Origin of the sequence: Methylobacterium sp. J-077 (genome assembly GCF_022829365.1) — a bacterium.
GTDB lineage: Bacteria > Pseudomonadota > Alphaproteobacteria > Rhizobiales > Beijerinckiaceae > Methylobacterium.
This window is the reverse complement of sequence record NZ_JAKSYJ010000137.1, coordinates 20,248-42,893: the sequence shown is the minus strand read 5'-3', so window position 1 is coordinate 42,893 and position 22,646 is coordinate 20,248. Positions and strand designations below refer to the sequence as shown.

Sequence of the window (22,646 nt, the reverse complement as noted above, 5' to 3'; positions counted from 1 at the left end):
GTATAAGACATATTTCCTATGATCCGTCAAGGGCCGGCGTCACCCCGCCTGCAGCATCTCCAGCTCCAGCCACCGGTCCTCCGCCTGCGACAGCTCGGTCTCGGCCTGGGCCAGCATGGCGGTGGCCTTGTCGAACCGGGCCGGGTCGCGGGCGTAGAGGTCGGCATCCGCCAGGATCGCCTTGAGCTGGGCGATCGCCGCCTCCAGCTTCTCCATGCGGGCCGGCAGCGTCTTCAACTCGTGCTGGTCCTTGAAGCCGAGTTTCGGTTTCTGGGCCGGCTGGGATGTGGCGGCGGCGGCGTTGCGCTCGCGCGGTTCCTTCTTCGTGGCGACGGTGCGCGCCTCGACGCCCTGCCCGCGCTGGACCAGCATGTCGCTGTAGCCGCCGGCATATTCGACCCAGCGGCCGGCGCCCTCGGAGACCAGCACGCTGCCGGCCACCCGGTCGAGGAAGTCGCGGTCGTGGCTCACCAGGATCAGCGTGCCCTGGTAGTCGCCGAGCATCTCCTGGAGCAGGTCCAGGGTCTCGAGGTCGAGGTCGTTGGTCGGCTCGTCGAGCACCAGCAAGTTGGCCGGTTGCGCCAGCGCGCGGGCGATCAACAGGCGGTTGCGCTCGCCGCCGGACAGCACCGAGACCGGGGTCCGGGCCTGCTCGGGGCTGAACAGGAAGTCCTTGAGGTAGCCGATGACGTGGCGGCTCTGGCCGTTCACCGTGACGCTGTCGCCGCTGCCGCCGGTGAGCACCTCGGTGACGGTCATCCCGGGCTCCAGGGTCGCCCGCGCCTGGTCGAGCACCACCGGCAAAAGGTTGGTGCCGAGCACGACCTGCCCCGAATCGGGGGCGAGCCGGCCCATCAGCAGGTTGATCAGCGTCGACTTGCCGGCGCCGTTGGCCCCGACGATGCCCAGCCGGTCGCCGCGCATCACCCGCAGGGACAACCCGTCCACGATGGTCCGCTCGCCGTAGGATTTGGTGATGTCCCGGGCCTCGACCACGAGGCTGCCGGAGGACTCGGCGTCGGAGGCGTTCATGCTGACGCTCCCCACCGGGCGGCGGACCTCGCGGCGATTCTGGCGCAGCTCGTGCAAGTTGCCGAGGCGACGGACGTTTCGCTTGCGGCGTGCGGTGACGCCGTAGCGCAGCCAGTGCTCCTCGGCGGCGATCTTGCGGTCGAGCTTGTGCTGGTCGCGCTCCTCCTCCTCGAAGAACGCGTCGCGCCAAGCCTCGAAGTTGGAGAAGCCCTGCTCGATCCGTCGCGTTTCTCCGCGGTCTAGCCAGATCGTGGCCCGCGATAACGCGGAGAGAAACCGCCGGTCGTGGCTGATCAGGACCATCGCCGCGCGGGTGCCGCGCAACTCCGCTTCGAGCCACTCGATCGCCGGCAGGTCGAGATGGTTGGTCGGCTCATCCAGAAGCAGCACGTCCGGCTCGGGGGCGAGCGCCTGGGCGAGCGCGGCGCGCCGCCCCTCGCCGCCCGAGAGCTTTTTCGGATCCTCGGCCCCGGTCATGCCGAGGCTTTCCAGCAGGTACCGCGCCCGATGGGCGGATTCGCCCGGCGGCAGGCCGGCCTCGACGAAGTCCAAGGTGTTGGAAAACCCGGAGAAATCCGGCTCCTGTGCCAGGTAGCGGATCGTGGTGCCGGGCTGGACGAACAGCCGCCCCTTGTCCGGCTCGACCAGGCCGGCGGCGATCTTCATCAGGGTCGACTTGCCCGACCCGTTCCGACCGACGAGGCAGGTGCGCTCGCCGGGGGAGATGGTCAGGTCGGCGCGGTTGATCAGCGGCGTGCCGCCAAAGGTGAGCGCGACATCCTGGAGGGTCAGAAGCGGGGGAGCGGCCATGCCGGGCTTATGGCAGTGCCGGGCGTCCGGTTCAAACCGGGCTGCCCCCCGTCACTCAGGCGATCGGGTTGGCCGGCCCGGTGGGCGGGCTGATCTCCGGCGCGCCGGGATCGTTCACCGGGATTTCCGGCGGCTGGATGCCCGGCGCCTCGGCCGGAGTGTTGCCGGGGATCTCCGGGCCGGGCGGCTGCGTCGGGACCTGCGGGGGATCGTACGGCGTATCCGGTGCGGGTGTCGGCTGCGGCGGGATTTCCGGCACTTGGCCCGGGTCGGCGAGGGTGAAGTCCGGCACGCTTATCCTCCAGAGAGTCCGCGGTGCTGTCCCGCACCGTTCGGGCAGCAACGGGGGTGTGCGGCCGGAGTTCCGGAGCGCTACTTTTTGGTGAGCAGGAGATTGCCTTCCTTGCTCGCGACCTTCTGGATCTTCTCGGCGAACAGGGCGAGCAGGAACGGCAGCTTCACCTCGAGGCGCACACTCTCAGGGCCGACATCGATCGTGCCGCCGATCTTCTGGGTCATGGCCGAGACGCCGAAATCGAGGCGGTCGCCGGTCCAGGCGAGCTGGTCGACCGTCACGCCGCTCTTGGCCAGGAAGGCTCGCGCCTGGTCGGTGCCGTGTTCGAGGCGCCGCTTGGCCTCGTCGCGGCCGAGGTCGTGCGGGATGTCGACGATCAGGGGTTTGGGCATGGGGCGGCGGGATCCGGGCTGCTTTCGCAGCACATGGGGCCTCCCGAGGCCGCAGACAACGTCGGGAGGCCGCACGGCTTCAGGACTCGTTCGGCCGGGAAGCCGTCAGTCCCGGACGCTCAGTTCAGGACCTGGAGCGAGACGTAGCTCGTGCCGCCCATGCCGAGGGCACGGGCCGACCCCCGCGAGAGATCGATGATCCGGCCGCGCACGAAGGGGCCGCGGTCGTTGATCCGCACCACCACCGAGCGGCCGGTCCGGCGGTTCTCGACGCGGACGCGGGTTCCGAACGGCAGGCTGCGATGGGCAGCGGTCAGTCCGTTGGGGTTGAAACGCTCGCCGTTCGCGGTGCGATGGCCGCTCCCGTACCAGGAGGCCGCGCCGCTCTGGGCGGCAGCCGGGAGGGTCGTTCCGACGATGGCAGACAGCATTCCAACGGAGGCCACGAACTTACCGAAACCAGATGTCATTCTTCCCGCATTCCCTTGTTGTTTCCGGGGCGGCGCCAGTCGTTTCAGAAACGGGCCGGAATAAGGCGGGCTTTTCAGAAGGGTTCAGGTCACATTTTGGCCGATTTGTGCCTGGTCATACTGATGACTTGGGGTTTTATTTCGATTTATTTCCGATCTCGACGCGATTTGTGTCGCCGACAGTCGTGCCAAGCGTACGGCAAGTCTTCTTGATGGACCCGCTGCCATTCCTCAGAACAGAATTTAAGCCTAAGGTCTGCGCTGGGTGTGACCCTGCTTCCCGCTCAGGTGGAGGCGACCACCACCGGCCGCCGAAACTTGACGTTCTGCGCGGATCAGCTGGATTGATCGCTACAAGACCAAGTGACGGCGAGAAGACCGGTCGCGCTTCATGAGGCTTCGGACGTAAAAGTGGGGTCCGGAACGCGCATCATCTCAAGAAAGATTGGTCGAGCCGGCGGTAGGCAAAAACTGCAGCCCCAGAACGGGACGCGAGCCGGCGAATTTCGACAACGCGACCTTTACCGTGTCCGACGCATGGTCTGCCGGTCAGTCGCGTAACCGGTGTTTGCCATGGCTTCCCCGCGTACCGTGGCTGCCGATGCCGTCGCCCGGAAACAGGTCTCGCGTGCCGGGCGGCCCGCGTCGGCGCCACGGATGGGTCTCGTACCCGCCCAGCGTCCCCTCCCCCTCGACCAAGTGCTGGTCGGGGACTGCATCGCGGCCATGAACGCGCTGCCGGCGTCCAGCGTCGACTGCGTCTTCGCCGACCCGCCCTACAATCTGCAGCTCGGCGACGCCGACCTGCTGCGTCCGGACCAGAGCCGTGTCGACGCGGTCGACGACGACTGGGACAAGTTCGCGACCTTCGAGGCTTACGACACCTTCACGCGGGACTGGCTCGCCGCCTGCCGGCGGGTGATGAAGCCGAACGCAACCCTCTGGGTGATCGGGTCGTACCACAACATCTTCCGGGTCGGGAGCGCGTTGCAGGATCTCGGTTACTGGATCCTCAACGACATCGTCTGGCGCAAGGCCAACCCGATGCCGAATTTCCGCGGCAAGCGCTTCACCAACGCCCACGAGACCCTGATCTGGGCCTCGCGCTCGGCGGAGTCGAAGGGCTACACCTTCCATTACGACGCGATGAAGGGGGGCAACGAGGACCTCCAGATGCGCTCGGACTGGTTCATTCCGCTCTGCACCGGCGAGGAGCGGTTGAAGGATGCGGAGGGCCATAAGGTCCACCCGACCCAGAAGCCCGAGGCGCTGCTCGCCCGGACCCTGATGGCCGCGACCAATCCCGGAGACGTGGTGCTCGACCCGTTCTTCGGCACCGGCACCACCGGCGCCGTCGCCAAGCGCCTCGGCCGCCGGTTCATCGGCATCGAGCGCGAGGCGACCTACGCGAAGGCCGCGATGGAGCGGATCGCCGCCGTGCAGCCGCTGTCCAAAGCCGCTCTGATGGTGGCGCCGACCAAGCGGGCCGAGCCGCGGGTGCCGTTCCTCTCGGTGATCGAGGCCGGGCATATCCGCCCGGGCGAGGTCGTCACCGACGAGCGCCGCCGCTTCCGCGCCACGGTGCGTCCCGACGGCCAGCTCGACAACGGCTTGGTGATCGGCTCGATCCACAAGATCGGCGCCCTGGTCCAGGGGCTCCCGGCCTGCAACGGCTGGACCTTCTGGCACGTCGAGCGCTCCGGCAAGCCGGTGGTGATCGACAGCTATCGGGCCGGGCTGCGCCAGGCGATGGCGAACGGCTGAGCCGTTCCCGTGTCCGTCACGGGATCCCGAAGGGCCCAGCCCTTTGGCGGGTGCAGGGCGGAGCCCTGCGAGTGGCTTGGGGCTTCGCCCCAAACCCCACCAAAGGGCTCGCCCTTTGGGAACCCGCTCCCTTTGGATCTAGCGACGCCGCGCCGCGCCCGGCCGGCGCGGTGTTGACCGGGCGCGCGCTGGCGCAACGGGCGCCTCGGGCTCGTTATCCAAAAACTCGTCCGTGTCCGGAGGCGGCTCCGGCGCCGGTTTCGGCCGGGGCTTGGGGACTGCGCGCACGCTCGGCCGCGGCTCCGGATCCTCCATGGTGATCGGCGCCTCCATGGCCGCGAGCAGCGGCATCGGCGGCGGCTCCTTCTTCGGGCGGCCGCGGGGCTTTTTCTCGGGCTCCGGCTTCGGATCGAAGGCGTGGGCCAGCACCTTGCGCATCAGGCCGGGCAGCGGCTCGTCGTCCAGCGCGGCGCGCGGGGTGAAGCGCATGCCCGGGGGCGTCGGGGTCGAGAGCGCGACCCGGGCCGAGAACACCGTCAGCTCCAGTGGGAAATGCGTGAAGCCGTGGCGGACGAGGCCCGGCAGGCGCTTCCAGCGGGCGTCGAGGGGCGCGTCCAGCAGGGCCGAAGCCACGTCGTAATCCGGCTCCCAGGCGCTGCCGGGCGGCTCGGCCATGTTGCCGAGCAGCCCTTCGGGCGCACGCGTCCGCAGCAGCACCGCCTCGTCGCCGGTGCGGATCGCCACGAAGGCCGCGCCGCGCCGGAGCGCCCCCTTGGCCAGCTTGATCTTGCGCGGGAACGTGTCCTGCGTGCCGAGCGCCCGGGCCTGACAGGGCAGCATCCACGGGCAGAGCGCGCAGGCGGGGCGCTTGGGCGTGCAGATCGTCGCGCCGAGATCCATGAGCGCCTGGGCGAAATCGCCGGGCCGGTCGTGCGGCACCAAGCTTTGCGTCAGCCGGCGGATCTCCGGGCGGCTGCCGGGCAGCGGCGCTTCCACGGCGAAGACCCGGCTCAGCACCCGCTCGACGTTGCCGTCGACCGCGGCCTCCGCCCGCTCGAACGCGATCGCGGCGATCGCCCCGGCCGTGTAGGCGCCGATGCCCGGGAGCTTGCGCAGGCCCTCGGCCGTATCGGGAAAGCGGCCCGCGGCGGCGACGGTCTTGGCGCAGGCGTGCAGGTTGCGCGCCCGGGAATAGTAGCCGAGCCCGGCCCAAGCGGACATCACCGCCCCCTCGGGAGCGGCGGCCAGCGCATCGACATCGGGAAAGCGCGTCAGGAACCGCTCGAAATACGGCCGCACCGCCGCGATCGTCGTCTGCTGGAGCATCACCTCGGAGAGCCAGACCCGGTAGGGATCGGGCACCTCGCCGGCGAGCGCGCGCCACGGCAGCACCCGGCGGTGCCGGTCGTACCAGGCGAGCAGGTCGTCGGCGCGTGGTCCGGGACCGGACCCGGAATCCGTGGCTGGGCAGGTCGGCATGGGCCACGCTGCATACTCGGAGGGACCGGCCGATCATAGGGCCGCGAAACGCCGGGTCTGTGCTCCCTTCGTCAACGAAGCTGCGCTAACCTCGCGCGACTCAAGAGAAGGGCGAGGCCCGAACCATCATGGCGCGCGTCAAACCGCTGGCCGAGCTGATCGAGAGCTGCATCGGGCCGGCCTTCGCGGCGCAGGGCTTCGCGTCGACCGACATCCTGGCCGCCTGGCCGGAGATCGTGGGCGAGCGGCTGGCACGCTATTGCCGGCCGTCGAAGCTCGAATGGCCCAAGCGCCGCCGCAAGGATGCCGACACGCCGGAATCCGGGACGCTCGTGGTCCGGGTCGAAGGCGTATTCGCCATCGAGCTCCAGCATCTCGCGCCGGTGGTGATCCAGCGCATCAACGCGCATTATGGTTGGGCCTGCGTCTCCCGGATCGTGCTGCAGCAGGACCGGGTCGGCCGCGGCGGGCGGCCGGCGCCGCGCACCGGCATCGACCCGTCCCGCGCCGTCGAGGTGAAGCGCGCGGTGGCGGCGATCGACGATGACGGCCTGCGCGCCGCCCTGGATCGCCTCGGCATCGCGGCCGTGGCGACCCGGCCGGAGCGCTGAGCCGCAAGATCCGGCGGCGATTCCGTCGCCTTGCCAGGACGGCCGCGCCCGCGTACCGAACCGCGACGCCAAGACCGAATAAATCCGGCGGAGCCTGCCCATGACCACGCGACGCGACGCTCTCAAGTTCACCGGCCTCGCGCTCGGCGCCGGCCTCGCCCTGCCCTACCTCGCCCGCTCGGCCTGGGCGCAGAACGCCGATCTTGCGGCGCTGATGCAGCCGGGCCCGCTCGGGGATGTCTGGCTCGGCCCGGCCGACGCCAAGTGCACGATCATCGAATACGCCTCGATGACGTGCTCGCACTGTGCCGCTTTCCATCGGACCACGTGGCCGGTGCTCAAGGAGCGCTACATCGATACCGGCAAGGTGCGGTTCACCCTGCGCGAGTTTCCCCTCGACCCGCTCGCGACCGCAGCCTTCATGCTGGCGCGCTGCCAGGGCGACGCCAAGTATTACCCGATCACCGACCTGCTGTTCGACCAGCAGCCGGCCTGGGCGTTCACCCAGAAGCCTGTGGACGCCCTGGAGCAGATGCTGCGGCAGGCCGGCTACACCAAGGATACGTTCGAGGCCTGCCTGAAGGACCAGAAGGTCTATGGCGCGGTCAACGCCGTGAAGCAGCGCGGGCTGGACGTGATGAAGGTCGATTCCACGCCGACCTTCTTCATCAACGGCGAGCGCTACACCGGCGAGATGACGGTCGACGGCATGGAGAAGGTGATCAAGCCGATCCTCGGCGCCTGATCGGCTGTGCGGGGCGATGCGCGAAGCACCACGCCCCGGACCGGCTCAAGAACCAAAAACACCATTTCCGTCAAAGGGTTGCTATGTATCGGCGTCGCCTTGACACTCAAGATAGGCGAAACTATGGTGCGCCCGCTTGATGGGGGCGTCCAGCCGGTTTCAGATCCTCCCGCCCTGTGAGTTTCAGCCGTGAGCGGCGACGATTCCAGGGACGGGAACGGGACCGAGGGAACGCCGACGGACAGCGAACTTTCCGCGAGGCTCAGACGTCTCGAGACGCAGATCGAACGGAAGCGCCCGCAGGCCGCTCCCGATCCTTCCTTGCGGCCTCGGGGTGACGGGCCCTCCTCACTTGGTCAGGCCATGACGATCTCCACGGAGTTCGTCGCGGGCGTGATCGCGGGGGGCATCCTCGGCTGGATCGTCGATCATGTCTTCGGGACGAAACCCTGGGGCCTGATCGTCCTCCTGATGCTGGGATTCGTGGCGGGGATCTACAACGTGATGCGGGTGTCAGGTTTTGCCGGCGCGCGTCCCGGACGAGGCGATCGGCAAGAGCCATAAGGCACGCCGGTCGACAGGGGTTTGAGGCGGCCGGGTCCATCGGTGCGCCGGATCAAGAGGGGCGGAAGCGGGAATGGCGGTCACGATCGACCCGATCGAGCAGTTCGAGCTGAAGCCGCTCGTATCGTTGGGCCATATCGGCCATCAGCAACTCGCCTTCACACAATCCGCCCTGTACATGTTCGCCGCCGTGGCGGTGATCGCGCTGATCACCGTGGTGGCGACGGCCTCGCGCTCGGTGGTGCCGGGGCGGATGCAGTCGCTGGCCGAAATCTTCTACGAATTCATCGCCGACACGCTGCATCAGGCGACCGGCGACGGCGGCAAGCGGTTCATGCCGCTGGTGTTCTCGCTGTTCATGTTCGTGCTGATCCTGAACCTGTTCGGGATGATCCCCTACGCGTTCGCCGTGACCAGCCACCTGATCATCACCTTCGGCCTCGCCGCCCTGGTGATCTCCGTGGTGGTGATCTACGGGGTGATGAAGCACGGCACGCATTTCTTCGGCCTGTTCGTGCCGTCGGGCGTGCCGAAGCCGCTGCTGGCGATCCTCGTGCCGATCGAGATCATCTCGTTCGTCTCGCGGCCGATCAGCCTCTCGGTCCGTCTGTTCGCCAACGTGCTCGCCGGCCACATCGCGATGAAGATCTTCGCTTTCTTCGTGGTCCAGCTTCTTCTCGCGGGTGCGTGGAGCGTGCTATCGCCGCTTCCGCTGTTCCTGACGATCGCCCTGACCGCCCTCGAGTTCCTCGTCGCGGCGCTTCAGGCCTACGTCTTCGCGACGCTGACGGCGATCTACCTCAACGACGCGCTCCATCCCGGCCACTAGGCGCACGCCCCGGCCGCCCAGCTTCACCCCGGCCTCCGGACTTGGCCGGCTCCACCCGCCGCGAACGTCACCGCACGTTTCGATCTGAAGAGACCTCAGGAGTTATCATGGATCCCGTCGCTGCGAAGTACATCGGCGCCGGCCTCGCCTGCCTCGGCATGGCGGGTGCGGGCATCGGCCTCGGCAACCTGTTCGGTCAGTTCCTCGCCGGCGCCCTTCGCAACCCCTCCGCGGCCGACGGCCAGCGCGCCACCCTGCTCCTGGGCTTCGCCCTGACCGAGGCGCTGGGCATCTTCTCGCTGCTCATCGCGCTGCTGCTGCTCTTCGCCGTCTGATCGGCGCGCTTCGGGGGCCGCGGGTGACGCGGCCTCCACCGGGCTCTCACGGCCCGACCACCAGGTGGGCGCTTCGCGAGCGGGGCGTCCGCCTTCTTCCGTCACCGCGTCGGCGGCGACCTATGCGAACGGTGTCAGTGTAGCGGTCTCATGGCTCAGCCGAATCCCCTCACCACGCCGCCCCCGGGCGCCGACACGCAGATCGTGCCCGGCCATGTCGAGCACACGGAGGCGCATAGCGGCGCCTTCCCGCCCTTCGAGACTTCGGGGTTCCTGTCGCAGCTGATCTGGCTCGCGCTGGCCTTCGGTCTCCTCTACTACCTGATGGACAAGATCGCGCTGCCGCGGATCCAGGCGATCCTGCACGCCCGCGCCGAGCGCCTGCGTGCCGATCTCGACCAGGCCCAGGCGATGAAGACCGAGGCCGACGCCGCCGGCGTCGCCTACGAGACCGCGCTCCGCGACGCCCAGGGCAAGGCCCGCGATATCGCCCTGACGACACGGAACGAGCTGGCCGCCGAAGCTGAAACCAAGCGCAAGGCGCTCGAAGCGGAGCTGAACGGCAAGCTCGCGACCGCCGAGGCGACGATCCGCACGCGGACCGAGGCTGCGATGGGCAACGTCCGCAGCATCGCCGGCGAGGCCGCGACGGCCATCGTGGAGCGCCTGACGGGCCAGGCGCCCGACACGGCGACCCTCGACCGCGCCCTCGACGCCACCGCACACTGAACGGAAACCCACGATGCTGCTCGAAGCCGAATTCTGGGTCGCCGTCGCGTTCGTCGTCTTCCTGGGCATCGCCTGGAAGGCTGGCGGCGTCTCGGCCATGACCAAGGGCCTCGATGGTCGCGCCAACCGCGTCCGCCACGAGCTCGACGAGGCCAAGCGCCTGCGCGAGGAGGCCGCCGCCGTGCTGGCGGACTACAAGCGCCGACGGTCCGAGGCCGAGAAGGAGGCCGAGTCGATCATTTCCGGTGCCCGCGAGGAGGCCAAGCGCGCCGCCGAGGAGGGGCATCGCAAGCTCGACGAGTTCCTCGCGCGCCGCACCAAGGCCGCCGACCTCAAGATCTCCCAGGCCGAAGCGCAGGCCGAGGCCCAGGTCCGTGCCGCCGCCGCCGAGGCGGCCGTGAAGGTCTCTGAGACGATCCTGCGCGAGCGGATGCAGGGCGACGCGGCGCAGGGCCTGATCCGGGCCAGCCTCGGCGAGGTCCGGACCCGCCTGCGGTCCTGATAGTCCGGCTGCACGACGCCGACGAGAAGCCGCCTCCGGGCGGCTTTTTCGTTTGAGCGGCGTGTCGGGATGTCACGACGGCCGGCCGCCCGACGGCGGCACGAGAGCGCTCGCCGCCGAAGCGGCTACCGGTTCGGCGTAAGCGAGCGCGCTGAATCAGCGACTGTCGGGCGTTGGGACGACCCGGAGCGTCGCCGGCAGAACGTAGGGCGAGCCCGGCAGGTGCACGCCATCACCCTCCCGTCGCACGCTGATGGCGTAGTCCCGGCGCGGCGACAGCAATCCGGGCGCGAGGTCCAGCGCGAAGCCGCAGCGCCCCGTGCCGACGCCTTCGATCGCCAGATCCTCCCGGAACAGATCGGCCCGGCACCGGCCGAGGACGCGCCGGTCTATGGCCACCACGATGGCCACCGGGGCGTCCGGCGCGTCCATCTCCCACGCCCAGCCGACGATGCGCCGATGGCTGAGCACGTCGATACTGCCGCGCAGCATCATGCGCCCCTCCCCGGGTCAGGCAACCTGCGCCCGCCTCCATGCCCCCGCCGCATCGAGCCGCATGGCGCCGATCACGGCGCCGTCCGCCGAGCGACGCACCGACACGGTGTGGGACACGCCCGGCGCCAGCGGCTCGTCCAGGCCGAGATCGAAACCGTGCCGCCCCTGCCCGATCGCCGCCGCCCCGAGATCGGGCCGCTCGACCTCCGCCAGCGTCACCGCCGCCACGACGCCGTTCACGACGATATCGAGGCAGACCGGACCCTCGGGATGCGCGGCATCCTGCGCCCAGCCGGCGACCCGCAAATCGCCGTTCCGGATCTCGCACAGATCCAGGCTGCCGCGGATGGCGCCGAAGCCCGGCGCGTCCAACGACAGGCCGGCGCGCCGGATCAGGCGGCGGACGAGCGCCTTCAGCGCCGGACCCCCCTCCACGCGCTCGGCATAGGGGGCCGGCGCCGGATCCGTATGCGGCCGGCCCGTGCTGCTCTCGAACCGTGCGTGGAGACCGGCAACGGGCAAAAAACTCTCGGCCGGGATGCCCTCGGCCAGCAGCATGTCGTGGGTGTCGAGCTCGACATGCCAGTAGGTCAGGTCCGTTACCGCCTCGCCGCGGGTGATCGTTCGCCCGTTCACGAGATGGCCGGCGGCGACGAGCAGGCCGTCGAGGTACAGCGCATGGTCCGGCGAGACACTGAGGTCGCGGGCGGGCGCGCCGTCCGCGAGGGCCCCTGCCTGGATGCGCACGGGCCGGTCGGCCTGCGGGGTTGTCGAGCCGGGATAACGGCGGCTGCCGATCCAGCGGATCGGTCGAAGTTGCCCCGAGGCGATCACCACGCCCTGACCGACCCGCAGGTCCTCGACCGCAACCTCACCGTGTTCGGTCAGGATGCGGGTGCCCGAGCAGTAGCAGGGTGCGGGATTGGCCGACGGCGTCGATCCGGGCACGGCCGCCGCGCCTGTCGACGGGGCGCCTGTCGACGGGGCGCCTGTCGTTCCAGACGTCAGCGACGGCTTGGCCGCTCCCGGGGCGGCCGAAGCGGCCGCCGTCGCGCCATACAATCCCGGGTCGTACCCATCCGGAGGGGACACCCGGCCCTGCGGGACTGCAACCGCGCTCGCGCTATTGGAATAGACCCGGATGTAGTCGATGTTCGAGGTGAACGGGCTGCCCGTAGCGGATCCATCGCTTCGGACCGCCAGGTTAGCGAGCAGGTACATCGGCCTGTTCAGGTCCGACGGTGTAACCTGCGAGCCGGTGAATTGACCGTCGACATAGAAGCTGATCTTGTCCGGCTGCCAGTTCATTCCATAGGTGTGATAGCCGGACGGGTTGGCCATCTCGCTGTAAACCTGGCGGTTGTCCTGCCAGGGGATCCCGTTCTGCGGGTCCGTCGTGTGGATCGTGCTGTAGACGCCCTTGTCGTTGTTGCCGTAATGCTCGACGACATCGAGCTCTTGATGGCCGTTGATATTGCTCGACTGGGCGCTCTGCTGATTGGGCAGCAGCCAGAACGCGTCCCAGGCATTCGGATCGTTCGAGAAGTCGGCCCGGATCTCGAAGTAGCCGTAGGTCTGCGAGAAATTACCCTGGGTGGTGATCAGGCCGGATTCCCAGTTTCCGGGATAGCCGTATGGCGTCGGGTTCGGCGTTGCCGTGATCGACAGCGCGCCATTCTGGACGCTGAACGGATCGTAGCCTGAGGACGGGTCGACGAAGGACGAACGGCCGAACCCGATATCGGACCTGCCGTCGGCCATCCGCCATTCGGCGCGGGTGTCGGCGTAGGTGGTGCCGGCCCCGGTCAGCGAGATGCTGCGGCTATTGAATTCGTCGTCGAACGTCAGACGGTAGCCGGTTAGATCGACCATTCAAACCGCCCCTTCTAGGCAGATATTCCGTTATTAATCGGTCAAATCGGCCTTTAACATCGGTGAATATCAATGATCAAATGGTTAATGATGCGTTATCGAAAGCTGGGCGTACAACCTCAAGGTATATCGGCCTGCCTGCCGAGCGGGCGCGTCGCCGGCCCGACGCCGAATCGCGCCTGGCAAAGGTGGCCGGCGCTGCTGTAGGTGCGCTGCCGCTTCCTCGCCCCCACGACGCGAGTCTCCGCGCGGGGAATCTCATACCGGCCGGTTGCAGACCGTTCGCCGGATCCGCTTCGGTCGCCTTCGGTTGAGCTTCCGATTGCCGCAGACCAGGGTTCGGATCACGGTACCAAGCCGCGAACATCGGCGCCCACGCTGCGTTCACCGGGAGCGAAAATTCCTGGAGACGGCATGGCGGACAAAGCGCGCATCGTGATCGTCGGCGGCGGGGTCGCGGGCATCGAGGTGGCCACCAGCCTCGGCCGCGGCGGCAAGGCCGAAGTGGTGCTGGCCGATCGCAGCCTGTCGCATGTCTGGAAGCCGATGCTGCACACCTTCGCTGCGGGCACGGCCCGGCCCGACCGGCAGAAGGTCGACTTCTTCGCGCAGGCGCGGCGCAACGGCTTCCGGTTCCAGCCGGGGACCCTGATCGGGATCGACCGCCCGGCCCGGCGGGTGCGGCTCGCGGTCGAGGCGGCGCAGGGGCGGCCGGAGGCCGACCTCGCCTACGATCTCCTGGTGCTGGCCATCGGCAGCCGGGCCAACGATTTCGGCACCCCGGGCGTCGCCGAGCATTGCCTGACCATCGACGACCTCACCGAGGCCGAGTCGTTCCACCGGCATCTGCGGCGCCATCTCCTGGCCCGGCTCGATAGCCCGGACAGGCTCGAGATCGCCATCGTCGGCGGCGGCGCCACCGGCGTCGAGCTGGCCGCGGAACTCAAGCACGCCATCAACCTGGCCTCGGAATACGGCTCCCCGGACCTGCCGCGCCGGCTGCGTCTCACCCTGATCGAGAGCGGGCCGCGCCTTCTGCCGGCCTTCCCGGAGCGGGTCTCCCGGGCCGCCGCCCGGACCCTGTCGGATCTCGCCGTGGCGATGCGGACCGGCGCCATGGTCACGGGCGCTGACGCCTCCGGTTTCACCCTGAAGGACGGCAGCCGCATCCCGGCCGGTCTGAGGGTCTGGGCGGCCGGCGTGAAGGCGCCGGACGTGCTCGGCGCGGTCGAGGGGCTGGAGCGCTCGCACACGGGCCAGCTCGTGGTCGGTCCCGACCTACGCACGACCCGGGATCCCGCGATCGTCGCCCTCGGGGATTGCGCCAGCCAGGCCGATGCCAAGATCGGCAAGCCGGTCCCCGCCACCGCCCAGGCGGCGCGCCAGCAGGCCCAGCACTTCGCGTCGCATCTCGGGCGGGCGCTGGCCCGGGGCGAGACGGTCGCGACGGAGCTGCCGCCGTTCCACTATGTCGAGAAGGGCGCCATCGTCTCGCTGGCCGATTTCAACGGCTGGGGCACCCTCGGGCGCTACACGTTCGGGGGCGGCCGGCTGAACGGCCTCTCGGCGCGGCTCACCCACGACCTGCTGTACCGGCAGCACCAGATCGGCTTGTACGGCCCCTTGCGCGGGACGATGACCTGGATCCTCGACGACCTCGACCACCTGATCAGCCCGCCGGTGCGGCTCGACTGAGGCTCTCGGTCAGTCGGGTCGCTCGCCCTCGACCTCCTTGGTCTCCTCTACTTGCGGTGCGACCTGGCCGTAATTCAGCACCGCCACCAGGGTGACGCCGCCGATCGTGTTGCCGAGCAGCGTCGGCAGGAAGAAGTGCAGCCCGTAATCCTCCAGCGAGGCGGCGCCGGTCACCACCAGATAGAAGGCCTCCACCGAGCCGGCGACGATATGGGCGAGCCCGCAGAGCGAGACCAGCCAGGTCATCAGCATGATCACGAAGGGCGCGGCGCTGCCGGTGGCGGGCAGGAACCAGACCATCAGGGCGATCATCCAGCCGGCGAACACCCCCTTCACGAAGGTGGACCAGAACCCGTGCCCGACGGCGTCGTGGCTGATCGCCGCAAACGCCTCGAGCACCGGCGGCTCGAAGGCGCCGGCATGGGCCAGCACCGTGGCGATGGCGAGCGTCCCCAGGATGTTGCCGCACAGGACGATGAGCCAGAGCCGCACGACGCGGAACGCCGTCTTCATCGAGCGGTCGTGCAGCAGCGGCAGGATCGGCGTGATCGTGTTCTCGGTGAACAGCTGCTGGCGGCCCAGGACGACCACCAGGAAGCCGACCGAATAGCCCATCGTGGTCAGGACCTTCACCCAGTCGGCGTCGGGCAGGTGGCTCTTCAGCACCCCGGGCACGATCAGCGACAGGGCGATGCTGAGGCCCGCCGCGAAAGCCGACAGGAACAGCGCGAGGCCATCCCGGCGCAACTCCTCGTCGCCTTCGAGCCGGATCACCTCGTGCAGCACGTAGGCGTCGGGGCGGCCGATCTCGGACACCTCCTTCAGCAATTCGTCGCGCCGGGCCTCCTTGTCGGCCCGGTCGTTCTGGTCCCGGATCATCTACTCAACTCCCTGACGCAACTCGACCGGGACGATAGGAGGTCAGGCCGACAGCCGCGCCACCAGCGCCTCGACCGCTTGTCGCGCTTCCGCCAGCGCCTGCGCGTCCCGGCTGCGCACGACGATCCGGTTGCGAAACCCTTCCGGTGTCATCGCCGGGTAGGAGCCGATCGAGACGGCCGGCCGCGCCTTGGCGATCTCGCCGAGCGCGTCGGCATATTGCCCCTCGGGCAGCCCGGCCGCCTCGATGGTCTCGGAGATCATCGCGGCGCCGCCCTTGAGCGTCGGCGCGATGGCGTCGAGCATCGCCTGCATGACGCTCGGCACCCCGGCCATGACGTGGACGTTGCCGATCCGGAATCCCGGGGCTTTCGAGACCGCGTTGGCGATCAGGTCGGCGCCGAACGGGATCCGCGCCATGCGCAGGCGCGCCGCGTTCAGATCCTCGGGCTTGTGGCGCTCCAGCAGCATGGCCCGCGCCCGCTCGTCGATGTCGATGCCGACCCCGAAGGCCTCGGCCACGCAATCGGCGGTGATGTCGTCGTGGGTCGGGCCGATCCCGCCGGTGGTGAACAGGTAGGTGTAGCGCGCCCGCAGGGCGTTCACCGCCTCCACGATCATCGCGGCTTCGTCCGGCACGACCCGCACCTCGCGCAGGTCGATCCCGGCGGCGGTGAGAAAATCGGCGATGGTGCCGATGTTCTTGTCCTTGGTCCGCCCCGAGAGGATCTCATCGCCGATGACGAGGATCGCGGCCGTGATCGAATCGGAAGGCTGGTCCATGGGACTCTGTCGGCGGAGGACGGGACGCAGCCGGATCGCGACCCGGCCGATGACGATCCTGCGCGCATCGGTCTCGCCGCCGCAGCGGTGACACCTTCGGCGGCGGATGGTCAGCAGATAGCGCGGCCTCCGGCCCGGACCACACGAACCCGGAGATATCCACCCGATGCTCTTCGCCGCGCCGCTCGCGCCCGGATTGCTGGTGCAGCGCTACAAACGCTTCCTCGCCGACATCGAGACAGCCGACGGCCTCGTCACGGCGCACTGTCCCAATCCCGGCGCGATGCTGGGCCTCAACATGCCCGGCCGGCCGGTCCTGCTCTCCCGCTCGACCAATCCGACGCGCAAGCTGCCGCTGACCTGGGAACTGGTGGAGGCCGACCTGCCGGGCGGCCCGCAATGGGTCGGCATCAACACGATGCGCCCGAACGCCCTGGTGGCCGAGGCGTTTCGCGCCGGCCTAATCGGTGCGCTCGCCGGCCACGACCTGTTCAAGCCGGAAGTCCGCTACGCGCAGGCCAGCCGCGTCGACTTCCTGGCCAGCGGCGCGGCCAGCGGGCCCTGCCATGTGGAGGTCAAGAACTGCCACCTGATGCGTCAGGCGGGCCTCGCGGAATTCCCAGATTGCGTCGCCGCCCGCAGCGCCCGGCACATGCGCGACCTCGCCCAGGTGGTCGCGGAGGGCGGACGGGCGCTGGTGATCATCGTGGTGCAGATGCACGCGGAGGCGTTCGACGTCGCCCGGGATATCGACCCGGCCTTCGACCGGGCGTTCCGCGACGCCCGCGCGGCTGGCGTCGCGGTGCGCGCCTATCGCTGCACCGTCAGTCCGGCCGGCGTCGCCCTGACGGACGAGATCCCGGTGATCACACCGGCCTGATCCGCCCCGTGGAGACCATGAGGGGACTGTGCTAGCGTCGCACGGTCACCGCCGCGGTTCCGACGAAGCCCATGGCCGATTCCGCGCAGCTCGAACACCGTCTCTTCGACGCTGGCGCGTTCCGCGCCTTCCTGGAGACGCGCCCGTCCGAAGAACGATGGGAACTGATCGAGGGCATCCCGATGCAATCGGCCGCTCCGAGGATCGCGCACCAGCGGATCGCGAGCAATTTCGAGCGGCATCTGAATGCCGCGCTGCGCCGCCTGCGGCCAACCTGGCGAGCCGACCGGGAAATCGGGATCGAGGTGTCGAGCCGGTCCGCATATCGACCCGAGCCGGAAGTGACGGTGATTGACGCGGCAACCGATACCGAGCGCAGCTACACCGATCGCTTCTACCTGGTCATGGAGGTGCCCTCGCCCAGTGATCGCGGCCGGGTGTTCGAGAGCAAGCTTCGCTTCTACCGCGCCCATGCCCACAACCGATTCATCGTGGTCGTCGAGCAGGACAGGCTGGCTGTGGCATTGCATGAACGCCCCGACGGCGGGGCGTGGCAGATCACGACGCTCACGGCGCCGGACGATCCGCTCTTGCTGGGAGACCTCGGCCGGATCTGCACCCTCGCCGATCTCTACGCGGACACGCATCTCGACCCGCGCCGCTGACCGGCGCTTGACGATGGGATGGTTACGCCGGCCTGACCGGCCCCTGACGCTCGAACATCAGGTTCAGCCGGGAGCGCGAGATCTCGCGATAGCCGAACGTTTCCAGGTGCTTCGGCAGGTCGATCTGCCATTGGCCGGTGCCGTTCTCGATGAGCAGGATGCGGGGGAGCAGCGTATCCGGCGCCTCGCGCAGGAACGGCTCCAGGATCAGGTCTTCGGCGCCCTCCACGTCGAGCTTGATGGCGTCGACGCGAGTCAGGCCTTCGGCTCTGAGCAAGGCGATGAGCGTCACCGCCGGCACGGTGATCCGGGCGCCCTCGTTGGTGCCGACGATCCGCAGGCTGGACTCGCCGCGGTTGCGGGGGTCGATGAACAGCGTCAGCTCGCCGGCCTTGTCGGCCACCGCGCAGGCCACCGCCTTGACGGTGTGGAACGGGTTCTGGGCGATGTTGTAGGTCAGGCGTTCGAACACGTCGGGCTGCGGCTCGACCGCGACGATCCGGGCGGCGGGCCCCGAGAACGCCGCCACGCACAGGGCGTAGGCGCCGATATTGGCGCCGATATCGAGGAACACGCAATCCTTCGGCAACCGCTCCTGCAGCAGCGCCCGCTCCTGCGGATCGAAGAATTGCGGCGTGAACAGCACCTTCTTCTCGCAATTGTTGTTGTACGGGTGCAGCCGCATGCGGGCCCCGTAGCGGGTCACGTCGAGGGGCTTGCCGCCCAGGCGCGAGATCGCGATCCGGCGCAGGAACAGCGCCAGGCGCCGTCCGTACCAGGATTCGGCCGGGATCCGGTTGGTCCGGCGGGTGATCGCCGCGACGAGGCCGGCCGGTTCGTAGGTGCCGTAGGGCTTGGTATCGGTCATAACCGGGGCGGTGTGCCAGCCCGTGCCTCGCCCGGCAAGCGGACGCAGCCGCGTTGCCCCAGCGCGGCCGGGTGGTCTAAGCGGAGGCCGAGCTTCGACGGCACAGGTTGCGCGGCATGGATTCCTTCGATTCGGACGGCGTGCGGATCGCCTATATCGACGTGCCGCCGGCCGAGGGGGCCGGTACGCCGATCCTGCTGATCCACGGCTTCGCCTCGAACCACGCGGTCAACTGGGTCAACACCCAGTGGGTGCGAGCCCTGACCCAGGCCGGCTACCGGGCGATCGCGCTCGACAACCGCGGCCACGGCGAGAGCGAGAAGCTCTACGATCCGGCGGCCTACAGCTCCGAGGCCATGGCGGGCGATGCGATGCGGCTGCTCGACCATCTCGGCATCGAACGCGCGCACGTGATGGGCTACTCGATGGGTGGCCGGATCACCGCCCATATCGCCCTCGACCATGCCGACCGGGTCCGCTCCGCCCTGATCGGCGGCCTCGGCATGCACCTCATCGAGGGCAAGGGCCTGCCGTCCGGGATCGCGGAAGCCCTCGAAGCGCCCCCCGGCGCGGCCGCCCCGAACCCGACCGCCGCGGCGTTCCGCACCTTCGCCGAGCAGACCCGAAGCGACCTGCGGGCGCTCGCCGCCTGCATGCGCGGCTCGCGCCAGACGCTGAGCCGAGCGGAACTCGCCCAGATCGAGGTGCCGGTGCTGGTCGCGGTCGGGACCCTCGACACGGTGGCTGGCTCCGGCCCGGCCCTGGCCGCCCTGATCCCGGACGCGCGGGCGCTGGAGATCGAGGGCAAGGACCACTCGACGGCAGTCGGAGCCAAGCCGCACCGGGACGGCGTGCTGGCCTTTTTGGCCGCGCAGCCCTGAGCGGGAAGGAGCGCCGCTCAGACGACGCGAATGCATGCAGCGAGCATGCGAAGCAGCCGCTGAAGCTGCCGTATCGCGACTACGGAAAACTCAGAACGCCAAGCGCGATTGCTGAGTTCGAGCACCGGCTGCTCGGTGCTCGATCACACGGACGATCGCATAATCGGCTCGAAGCCCCTTCGCGGTCTGGCGAGCAGTTTCCCGCACGTCGCAAACCAAAATATCGCCTTTGGCAAAAGCTATCTCGCTGTTCTCGATCCGTGAGATGAAAGCCGCATCCTCTACATCGACCAACGTCGCTCGACCATGGCCATCAGAGAGCCGCCATTTCTTGCCTGGCTTGAATGAAAGATCGATGATTGAGAAGACCTTCGTGTGCCGGGTCTCGATCAGGCCATCTTCGACAATTGGCGGTGCGAGAAATGAGCCCGCGGTTTCCTGTGTGATCTTCTCCTCTATACCGTCTCCTTCGAGCACAATCGCATCAATGCCAGGTTGGTTGAGTGGTTCGACCGCTACGCGCTCCAAAGCCGTTCGAAACTCAGAGTCGAAGGCAACACGAGCTGTCGCTTCCTCGACCTCAATCTGGGTGTCGTCATCGAACTCAATTCTGATGAGCCCGCCGTGTCGCCCAAGACGTTTAGGTCGCCGTCCCCGGATCTGCCTGATGAGAGCAAGGGCTCCTTTGCCGGCGATGCCCGCTCCTGCTCCTGATAAGCCGATGATTGTGATAAGCTTGAGAACAGCATCGACATCCGGGCCGACGAGAAAATCGCGAACTGCCGCATAGGCGCTTTGAGCACGGACGGTCAGTTCGACCCAGAACGACCCGTCGCCAACCGTCCGGACTCTGACCGAAACTTCCAGAGCCTCACCGTTCACCACCCGGTTGGCCGCCTTGACCATCTGTCCAAGGGCGACCAGTGCGGGTGCGAGATCGGCAACGTCGATCTCGTGGTCTTGCAGGGCGGGGCCATCAAACTTGATGCGGAATGATGGACCAGACATCGCCTTTGTTCGCGTCCTGTTCTTTAGAGAATCAGATCTAAGTGCCTACCGTTCGATTCACAATACGGGACTCAGGCCGGACTGTAAGCTTGGCTTGAACGGCGTCAGGTCGCTCATCCCTAGTGGATCCGTTCGTCCATCGTGTTACTGGCCGCACAGCCCCGAATTCAGCTCTTCAGGCGATAGCCGGTGCGGAAAATGTAAGTGACGAGGCCGAGGCAGATCACCAGGAACAGGGCGGTCATGCCGAGGCTGATCGCGATGCTGACATCGGCCTTGCCGAAGAACGCCCAGCGGAACGCGCTGATCAGGTAGACGACCGGGTTGATCAGGCTCACCGCGTGCCAGAACGGCGGCAGCATGCTGATGGCGTAGAAGCTCCCGCCCAGGAAGGTCAGCGGCGTCACCACGAGGAGCGGCACCAGCTGCAGCTTCTCGAACCCGTCCGCCCAGAGCCCGATGACGAAACCGAACAGGCTGAACGTGACCGCGGTGAGCAAAAGGAAGCCGATCATCCAGACCGGGTGGTCGATGCGCAACGGCACGAACAGCGCCGAGGTCGCCAGGATGATCAGCCCGATCAGGATCGACTTGGAGGCCGCCGCACCGACGAAGCCCAGCACCACCTCCAGCGGCGAGATCGGCGCCGACAGGATCTCGTAGATCGTGCCGGCGAAGCGCGGGAAGTAGATCCCGAACGAGGCGTTCGAGATGCTCTGCGTCAGCAGCGAGAGCATGATCAGGCCGGGGACGATGAACAGCCCGTAGGGCACGCCGTCCACCGCCGAGACCCGCGAGCCGATCGCGGCCCCGAACACCACGAAATACAGGGTCGTCGAGATCACCGGGGCCAGGATGCTCTGCCCGGCGGTGCGCCAGAACCGGCCCATCTCGAACCGGTAGATCGCCCGGACCGCCGGCCAGTTCATACTCATCGCGTCGCTCATGCCCGTGTCTCCCCTTCGCGCACCAGGCCGACGAAGATGTCCTCCAGGGAAGACTGCTCGGTGTGGAGATCGCTGAACCGGATTCCGGCGGCCGCCAGGCCGGTGAGCAGCCCGGTGATGCCGGTGCGCTCGGCGCGTGTGTCGTAGGTGTAGACCAGTTCGCGGCCGTCGCCGGCGAGCGCCAATTCGTAATCGGACAGCTCCGGCGGGATTTCGACGATCGGCGCCTGAAGCTGAAGGGTCAGCTGCTTGCGCCCGAGCTTGCGCATCAGCGCGGCCTTCTCCTCGACCAGGATGATCTGGCCGCGCCGGATCACGCCGATGCGGTCGGCCATCTCCTCGGCCTCCTCGATGTAGTGGGTGGTGAGGATCACCGTGACGCCCTGCTGCCGCAGGTCGCGCACCAGCCGCCACATGTCCTGACGCAGTTCCACGTCGACGCCGGCCGTGGGCTCGTCGAGGAACAGCACCCGGGGCTCGTGCGAGAGGGCCTTGGCGATCAGCACCCGGCGCTTCATCCCGCCCGACAGGGTCATGAGGCGGCTGTCGCGCTTGTCCCAGAGTGAGAGGGCCCGCAGGATCCGCTCGATATGGCCGGGATCCGGCTGCAGCCCGAACAGCCCGCGGGAGAAGCTCACGGTGTTCAGCACCGTCTCGAAGGCGTCGGTCGTCAGTTCCTGAGGCACGAGGCCGATGGCCCGGCGCGCGGCGCGGTAATCGGCGGCGATGTCGTGGCCGTCGACCATCACCGTGCCGGCACTCGGCGTGACGATGCCGCAGACGATGTTGATCAGCGTCGACTTGCCGGCCCCGTTCGGGCCGAGCAACGCAAAAATCTCGCCCCGCTCGATGGTGAGGTCGATGCCGCTCAAGGCGGTGAAGCCGGACTGGTAGGTCTTCGACAGCTTCGAAATGGAGATGATCGGCATCAGGGCCTAAGTCGAAAGCGGGGCATCATGCACCGGCGACTGCAGTCCGGCTCCGGGATGCCGTGTGCCGAGGCGGTCGCGATGTTCCTTGCGGCCTGCCGATCCGGCGGGCCCTCTCGGACGCGGGCGCCCCTATAGCATGCGGCGGGGCCGGCTCTCACTGCGCTCACGTGTGCGAGCGCACAGC

General features: G+C 68.3%; 25 protein-coding genes. 12 read left to right on the top strand and 13 right to left on the bottom strand.

The genetic code is table 11. The features are described 5' to 3' along the window. Window positions 1-39: 39 nt before the first annotated feature. The 4 genes from MKL11_RS16580 to MKL11_RS16565 form a co-directional block, all read right to left on the bottom strand. Window positions 40-1,842 carry an ATP-binding cassette domain-containing protein gene (locus tag MKL11_RS16580; RefSeq protein ID WP_243945200.1) on the bottom strand — a complete coding sequence of 601 codons (1,803 nt, stop codon included), beginning with the start codon at window positions 1,840-1,842 and terminating at the stop codon, window positions 40-42. Between the two features lie 55 nt (window positions 1,843-1,897). Further along, a complete protein-coding gene (locus MKL11_RS16575) occupies window positions 1,898-2,134 on the bottom strand; it encodes a hypothetical protein (protein WP_243945199.1) in 237 nt (78 codons plus the stop codon). 80 nt (window positions 2,135-2,214) lie between these two features. Then, a complete protein-coding gene (locus MKL11_RS16570) occupies window positions 2,215-2,529 on the bottom strand; it encodes a polyhydroxyalkanoic acid system family protein (protein WP_058194337.1) in 315 nt (104 codons plus the stop codon). 119 nt (window positions 2,530-2,648) lie between these two features. After that, window positions 2,649-2,999 (bottom strand): septal ring lytic transglycosylase RlpA family protein, encoded by a 351-nt coding sequence (locus MKL11_RS16565; RefSeq protein ID WP_409565870.1) that lies wholly within the window; start codon window positions 2,997-2,999, stop codon window positions 2,649-2,651. 657 nt (window positions 3,000-3,656) lie between these two features. On the opposite strand from MKL11_RS16565, the gene MKL11_RS16560 reads away from it, so the two are divergent. Next, a complete protein-coding gene (locus MKL11_RS16560; RefSeq protein ID WP_243945198.1) occupies window positions 3,657-4,763 on the top strand; it encodes a site-specific DNA-methyltransferase in 1,107 nt (368 codons plus the stop codon). Between the two features lie 138 nt (window positions 4,764-4,901). Here MKL11_RS16560 and mutY read toward each other — a convergent pair whose 3' ends face one another. Next, window positions 4,902-6,242: an A/G-specific adenine glycosylase gene (gene mutY / locus MKL11_RS16555; RefSeq protein WP_243945197.1), complete on the bottom strand. Its 1,341-nt coding sequence runs from the start codon at window positions 6,240-6,242 to the stop codon at window positions 4,902-4,904. A gap of 128 nt (window positions 6,243-6,370) precedes the next feature. Between mutY and MKL11_RS16550 the strand changes: the two genes are divergently transcribed. From MKL11_RS16550 to MKL11_RS16520, 7 genes are all read left to right on the top strand, one after another. Beyond that, window positions 6,371-6,853 (top strand): DUF721 domain-containing protein, encoded by a 483-nt coding sequence (locus tag MKL11_RS16550; protein WP_243945196.1) that lies wholly within the window; start codon window positions 6,371-6,373, stop codon window positions 6,851-6,853. A gap of 100 nt (window positions 6,854-6,953) precedes the next feature. Then, complete coding sequence (locus MKL11_RS16545) at window positions 6,954-7,598, top strand: DsbA family protein (protein WP_243945195.1); 645 nt, start codon at window positions 6,954-6,956, stop codon at window positions 7,596-7,598. Window positions 7,599-7,787: 189 nt separating this feature from the next. Beyond that, window positions 7,788-8,162, top strand: coding sequence for an AtpZ/AtpI family protein (locus tag MKL11_RS16540; protein ID WP_243945194.1), 375 nt, complete (start codon window positions 7,788-7,790; stop codon window positions 8,160-8,162). Window positions 8,163-8,235: 73 nt separating this feature from the next. Further along, window positions 8,236-8,991: a F0F1 ATP synthase subunit A gene (locus tag MKL11_RS16535; protein WP_243945193.1), complete on the top strand. Its 756-nt coding sequence runs from the start codon at window positions 8,236-8,238 to the stop codon at window positions 8,989-8,991. A 107-nt stretch (window positions 8,992-9,098) separates the two neighbouring features. Then, window positions 9,099-9,326: a F0F1 ATP synthase subunit C gene (locus tag MKL11_RS16530; protein WP_007566773.1), complete on the top strand. Its 228-nt coding sequence runs from the start codon at window positions 9,099-9,101 to the stop codon at window positions 9,324-9,326. 150 nt (window positions 9,327-9,476) lie between these two features. Then, window positions 9,477-10,055 carry a F0F1 ATP synthase subunit B' gene (locus tag MKL11_RS16525; protein ID WP_243945192.1) on the top strand — a complete coding sequence of 193 codons (579 nt, stop codon included), beginning with the start codon at window positions 9,477-9,479 and terminating at the stop codon, window positions 10,053-10,055. Window positions 10,056-10,071: 16 nt separating this feature from the next. Beyond that, on the top strand, window positions 10,072-10,557 hold the full coding sequence (locus tag MKL11_RS16520; RefSeq protein WP_243945223.1) for an ATP F0F1 synthase subunit B: 486 nt from the start codon (window positions 10,072-10,074) through the stop codon (window positions 10,555-10,557). Between the two features lie 156 nt (window positions 10,558-10,713). Here the strand turns inward: MKL11_RS16520 and MKL11_RS16515 are convergent, their stop codons facing one another. Together MKL11_RS16515 and MKL11_RS16510 are read right to left on the bottom strand one after the other, a co-directional pair. After that, complete coding sequence (locus tag MKL11_RS16515; protein WP_243945191.1) at window positions 10,714-11,052, bottom strand: hypothetical protein; 339 nt, start codon at window positions 11,050-11,052, stop codon at window positions 10,714-10,716. Between the two features lie 15 nt (window positions 11,053-11,067). Next, window positions 11,068-12,924: a Hint domain-containing protein gene (locus tag MKL11_RS16510; RefSeq protein ID WP_243945190.1), complete on the bottom strand. Its 1,857-nt coding sequence runs from the start codon at window positions 12,922-12,924 to the stop codon at window positions 11,068-11,070. A 414-nt stretch (window positions 12,925-13,338) separates the two neighbouring features. Here MKL11_RS16510 and MKL11_RS16505 point away from each other — a divergent pair, with 414 nt between their 5' ends. Further along, window positions 13,339-14,619 carry an NAD(P)/FAD-dependent oxidoreductase gene (locus MKL11_RS16505; RefSeq protein WP_243945189.1) on the top strand — a complete coding sequence of 427 codons (1,281 nt, stop codon included), beginning with the start codon at window positions 13,339-13,341 and terminating at the stop codon, window positions 14,617-14,619. Between the two features lie 9 nt (window positions 14,620-14,628). On the opposite strand, the gene MKL11_RS16500 is transcribed toward MKL11_RS16505, so the two are convergent. Further along, the gene (locus MKL11_RS16500) at window positions 14,629-15,498 is read right to left on the bottom strand and encodes a formate/nitrite transporter family protein (protein ID WP_243945188.1); all 870 of its coding nucleotides are present in this window, start codon (window positions 15,496-15,498) and stop codon (window positions 14,629-14,631) included. A 42-nt stretch (window positions 15,499-15,540) separates the two neighbouring features. After that, window positions 15,541-16,281 (bottom strand): competence/damage-inducible protein A, encoded by a 741-nt coding sequence (locus MKL11_RS16495; protein WP_243945187.1) that lies wholly within the window; start codon window positions 16,279-16,281, stop codon window positions 15,541-15,543. Window positions 16,282-16,447: 166 nt separating this feature from the next. Here MKL11_RS16495 and sfsA point away from each other — a divergent pair, with 166 nt between their 5' ends. Both sfsA and MKL11_RS16485 read left to right on the top strand, forming a co-directional pair. Further along, window positions 16,448-17,161: a DNA/RNA nuclease SfsA gene (gene sfsA / locus MKL11_RS16490; protein ID WP_243945186.1), complete on the top strand. Its 714-nt coding sequence runs from the start codon at window positions 16,448-16,450 to the stop codon at window positions 17,159-17,161. A gap of 71 nt (window positions 17,162-17,232) precedes the next feature. Continuing rightward, window positions 17,233-17,826, top strand: coding sequence for a Uma2 family endonuclease (locus MKL11_RS16485; protein WP_243945185.1), 594 nt, complete (start codon window positions 17,233-17,235; stop codon window positions 17,824-17,826). Window positions 17,827-17,848: 22 nt separating this feature from the next. Here MKL11_RS16485 and MKL11_RS16480 read toward each other — a convergent pair whose 3' ends face one another. Beyond that, on the bottom strand, window positions 17,849-18,694 hold the full coding sequence (locus MKL11_RS16480; RefSeq protein ID WP_243945184.1) for an FkbM family methyltransferase: 846 nt from the start codon (window positions 18,692-18,694) through the stop codon (window positions 17,849-17,851). Between the two features lie 116 nt (window positions 18,695-18,810). Between MKL11_RS16480 and MKL11_RS16475 the strand changes: the two genes are divergently transcribed. Then, window positions 18,811-19,575 carry an alpha/beta fold hydrolase gene (locus tag MKL11_RS16475; RefSeq protein WP_243945183.1) on the top strand — a complete coding sequence of 255 codons (765 nt, stop codon included), beginning with the start codon at window positions 18,811-18,813 and terminating at the stop codon, window positions 19,573-19,575. 90 nt (window positions 19,576-19,665) lie between these two features. On the opposite strand, the gene MKL11_RS16470 is transcribed toward MKL11_RS16475, so the two are convergent. From MKL11_RS16470 to MKL11_RS16460, 3 genes are all read right to left on the bottom strand, one after another. Continuing rightward, window positions 19,666-20,583, bottom strand: a complete 918-nt coding sequence (locus tag MKL11_RS16470) for a hypothetical protein (protein WP_243945182.1) — start codon at window positions 20,581-20,583, stop codon at window positions 19,666-19,668. Window positions 20,584-20,750: 167 nt separating this feature from the next. Next, window positions 20,751-21,512 carry an ABC transporter permease gene (locus tag MKL11_RS16465; RefSeq protein WP_243945222.1) on the bottom strand — a complete coding sequence of 254 codons (762 nt, stop codon included), beginning with the start codon at window positions 21,510-21,512 and terminating at the stop codon, window positions 20,751-20,753. Between the two features lie 14 nt (window positions 21,513-21,526). Further along, window positions 21,527-22,459, bottom strand: a complete 933-nt coding sequence (locus tag MKL11_RS16460; RefSeq protein WP_409565869.1) for an ABC transporter ATP-binding protein — start codon at window positions 22,457-22,459, stop codon at window positions 21,527-21,529. Window positions 22,460-22,646 lie beyond the last annotated feature (187 nt).